Source organism: Brevibacillus sp. NRRL NRS-603 (assembly GCF_003013445.1).
In the GTDB taxonomy this organism is placed as follows: Bacteria; Bacillota; Bacilli; order Brevibacillales; family Brevibacillaceae; genus Brevibacillus; species Brevibacillus formosus.
On the sequence record NZ_PXZN01000126.1, the window covers coordinates 1 to 3799 of the forward strand.

Genomic DNA, 3799 nt, shown 5'->3' on the forward strand with positions numbered 1-3799 from the left:
CACCACGTTTGTGGATATGTATGATCACATGGATGTTGTGGCGAAGGAAGTCGATGTAGCTGGAATGCGTGCCCGCCTTTGCCGAGGGATGATCGGTCTGTGCTCTGAAGAAGAACGTCAAACAAAGCTGAAAGACGCGACTCTTTTTGCAAAAGAATGGCATAATCAGGCAGACGGGCGTATTACCGTCATGATGGCACCGCATGCGCCGTACACTTGCTCGCCAGAATTTATTACCCAAATTATCGAAAAAGCCGATGAGCTGTCTTTGCCGCTTCATATCCATATGTCTGAAACTGCTTGGGAAGTCGGTCAAAACGAGAAGGACTACGGACTGCGTCCAGTTGCTCATTTGGAAAAGCTGGGAATGTTCAACCGTCCAACACTCGTCGCGCACGCTGTTCACCTAACGGATGAAGAAATCGACATTTTGGCAAAATACAACGTGAGAGTTTCTCATAATGTAGTGAGCAACCTGAAGCTGGCAAGCGGTGTTGCACCTGTTCCGAAAATGTTGGCAAAAGGCGTAAGCGTTTCGCTGGGTACCGACAGCTCAGCAAGCAACAACAATTTGAATTTGTTTGAGGAATTGAAGCTCGCTGCGATTCTGCACAAAGGTGTGAACAACGATCCAGTAGCGGTTCCAGCAGAGGAAGCACTACGCATGGCTACTCGTTATGGTGCAGAAGGGGTGTTCCAAGAGGAAACGCTCGGAAGCATTGAAGTAGGCAAGCAAGCTGACTTGATCGTGCTGGATAGCCACCAAGCCCATTTCCACCCGGCACACCAACCGATTTCACACGTAGTGTACGCTGCAAATGGACGAGATGTGAAAGATACGATTGTAGCAGGTAAATTCTTAATGCGTAATCATAAGCTGTTGACCATCGATGAGGAGCGCGCGATTTACGAAGCGAACCGCGTATTCCAAACGTTAAAACGGTAAAAGGCTCCTGTCAGGTGGGGACAGGAGTAAGGCAGTACAGGTGTAGGTAGGGGAATTTGATACTACGACGTTCCGTTGTTCATTTTTGCCACAGCTTTTGTCAGGAGATGATGGCGAAAATGAAGAGTGGGTGTGTGCGACCATTGACGCAAGGGAGACGACAATCCTGCCCAGGAGACGCGGTATTCCTGTAACAGAAACCCAAGTATGTCAGGAGATGTGGTTTGTTGCGAAGATGTCACGCGCTCACCTCCTCGGGGTGTATGTGTAGTATGACCGCTCGACCTTAAGCTATGATTAGCAACTTTTCCGTGTCGTTCTAAAACCTTCCCGTATAGCATAGGCTAAAGACAAAAATGGGACAGGGGGGACGACATGTACATCCGGCCCAAAATGCTGTGGTGGCTCATTCCAATCCTACTCGGTCTATTTCTCCTCGGGGTTGTATTGGGGACAGTAAGTAGATCAGCCAATACAAGCAGTACAGGTACTGCGTCTGCGGTCAGACAAACAACGGGGACGGAGCAGACGACGGTAACGGAGCTTTTGGAGCAGATCACGAAGGACGAAGAACGCTCATTTCTGGTTTACATGCAGGATCAGACCTTGCATGGGCGATATCAAAATGAACAATTTCAGCTCGCAGGAGAAATCGGTGGCCACCAGCTCGAAATAGCAAGAAGAGATGGGCAGGCAGTATCGGTGCGAATGGATGGCCAGATACAGGATCATGCTGCACTGCCGTATGCGATGTTCACCCCATATGAGCACGCAGTATTGCTCAAGGGAGTTTTGCAATCGGTTAGTCCTGAACGTCTTGAGGATACCGCGGGGCAAGGATGGAGTGGATATCGGATAGCGGTTCCATCTGAGAAAGTCTCTTCGCTATTATCGATGTGGCTAGGCCCATCCTTCCCTATTCATGATTTGACTTCGGATGTCGCGAACGGAATGAAAGTCAATTACCAACTATGGTACGAATCAACTACGGGGCAGCTTCGTCAACTGGAGCTGGATTTGCAAATACAAACGGCAGTTGGAGTGAAGAGAGACCAGCTTCGATTCCGATTGTAATGTCAGCCACGTAAAGGAGTTACTTTGCTGTGTTAGTACGAATTATCCTATCAATCGTAGCCGTCATTTTACTTACGGGAGCTGGGTTCGCCTATCACCTGACGGCTTCTGTAGCAGGAGCGCGCAATCAATTTGAGGAGACCGTTCGTCAGTGGGTCAACGATCGTACGACGATCACGGAGATTGAATCCATTAATGAATATCGAGGCAAGGAGAGCTACGCTGTCGTCATTGGGAAAAATAAGGCGGGGACACAAGTAGTAGCTTGGATGACCGATCAGAAAGTTAGCTTCGATCGCATGGATCTTGCTGTTCCAAAAAAGAATGTAGAAGAGGCGGTTTACAAGTCCTTCCCGCAATCGGAGATCACTCATTTGGTTCCTGGTCTCGAAAACGATAAGAAATTTTGGGAAGTAACTGTCAAAGACAAAGACGGTCGTTTTCACTACATTCACTATGATTTATTCACTGGCGCTTTGTTAACTTCATACGTGCTCGCGCCAACCTAAGACGCTTGCAAAACGACAGGCCTTTTCCTTATGGGAGAAGGCCTGTTTGTCATTCCATCCAACATCTGTATAAGAAATTGATATACTCATATGATATACTGTGGATGTTGCATAGAGAGAAAACGAGAACGATATTTATGGGGGGAGTAGCCGTGCAGTTGAAAAAGAGCGCAATTGGATTATCTTTGGTGGCAACATTGGCACTCCTGTTCGGCGGATGGTTTTTGTATCAAAAGATGGAGATTGAGGAGCCAATCCGTGCAGAAATAGGACAGATGCAGTCCGCAACATTGGGCAATTTGCTGATCAGCAAAGATAAAATTCAAATAGATGTAACTGTTACAAGACCAGACGCTTTTCCAGCAGAATATCGTAATCTGCTAGCGGAAACACAAAAGATCGCAGGGGAAAAAGAAGTGGTCATTGACGTCGACAACCAGTCGACAACGATGAACGATATCTGGCAGAGCGGTCAATTTGTGCTTACAGAAGCGGTGGAGTTGCATGAATATAGCCGCATTCCAGCCCTCGTGGAACAATGGAAAAAGGGGAATCAGCTCGACGAAGCATCTGCATTGATGGATGACGAGAATATTTATGTTTACTTGAAAAAAGGAACGGAGGATTTCTACACCATCATCCCCCGTTCGATTGAAAAAGAGGTGACGGCACGTGCGTAAAGAAATACTAATCGGCGTCGTACCTGCACTGTTGATTTTTCTTGTTTTTCTAGGTGTAAACATTACGCCATTCTTGGTGTTCGGAGCCGTACTGAGTGCGATTTATTTTCTGGTCATCCGCCAGCAAAATGGACAAGGCGGGAATGTTGCCCTTGGTGGGAAAAGAAAAGTAAACAAGCATGAGCTGCCGAAATCGGACGTGCAATTTGCCGATATCGGTGGACAGGAACGCGCCAAAAAAGAACTGAAAGAATCGCTTGATTTTCTCGTGTATAAGGACAAAATAGAGCAGTACGGGATTCGCCCGATCAAAGGTGTTCTTTTGACAGGACCTCCTGGTACGGGTAAGACCCTGATGGCAAAAGCGGCTGCGAACTATACAAATTCTGCTTTTGTTGCGGCATCAGGTTCGCAGTTTGTAGAGATGTACGTCGGTGTCGGTGCACAACGCGTACGTGAATTGTTTCAGGAAGCGAAGGCATTAGCAGAGAAAAATGGGCAAGACAGCGCCATTATTTTTATTGATGAAATCGATGTCGTCGGTGGAAAGAGGGACGGTCAACAGCAGCGTGAATACGATCAAACCTTGA

At 47.3% G+C, this 3799-nt stretch carries 6 protein-coding genes; 5 read left to right on the plus strand and 1 reads right to left on the minus strand.

Annotation, left to right across the window (positions count from 1 at the left end; all coding sequences use genetic code 11):
* A partial coding sequence (locus C7R94_RS29020) for an amidohydrolase (protein WP_106785971.1) occupies positions 1–946 on the plus strand: 946 nt, incomplete at its 5' end.
* Positions 947–1008: 62 nt separating this feature from the next.
* Here C7R94_RS29020 and C7R94_RS29940 read toward each other — a convergent pair.
* The gene (locus C7R94_RS29940) at positions 1009–1188 is read right to left on the minus strand and encodes a hypothetical protein (RefSeq protein ID WP_133257456.1); all 180 of its coding nucleotides are present in this window, start codon (positions 1186–1188) and stop codon (positions 1009–1011) included.
* A gap of 133 nt (positions 1189–1321) precedes the next feature.
* On the opposite strand from C7R94_RS29940, the gene C7R94_RS29025 reads away from it, so the two are divergent.
* From C7R94_RS29025 to C7R94_RS29040, 4 genes are all read left to right on the plus strand, one after another.
* On the plus strand, positions 1322–2020 hold the full coding sequence (locus C7R94_RS29025) for a hypothetical protein (RefSeq protein WP_106785972.1): 699 nt from the start codon (positions 1322–1324) through the stop codon (positions 2018–2020).
* Positions 2021–2049: 29 nt separating this feature from the next.
* Positions 2050–2529, plus strand: a complete 480-nt coding sequence (locus C7R94_RS29030) for a cell wall elongation regulator TseB-like domain-containing protein (RefSeq protein ID WP_106785973.1) — start codon at positions 2050–2052, stop codon at positions 2527–2529.
* Positions 2530–2681: 152 nt separating this feature from the next.
* Positions 2682–3209, plus strand: coding sequence for a hypothetical protein (locus tag C7R94_RS29035; RefSeq protein ID WP_106785974.1), 528 nt, complete (start codon positions 2682–2684; stop codon positions 3207–3209).
* The coding region (locus tag C7R94_RS29040) for an AAA family ATPase (RefSeq protein WP_146142854.1) at positions 3202–3799 on the plus strand (598 nt) is incomplete at its 3' end. The genes C7R94_RS29035 and C7R94_RS29040, both read left to right, overlap by 8 nt.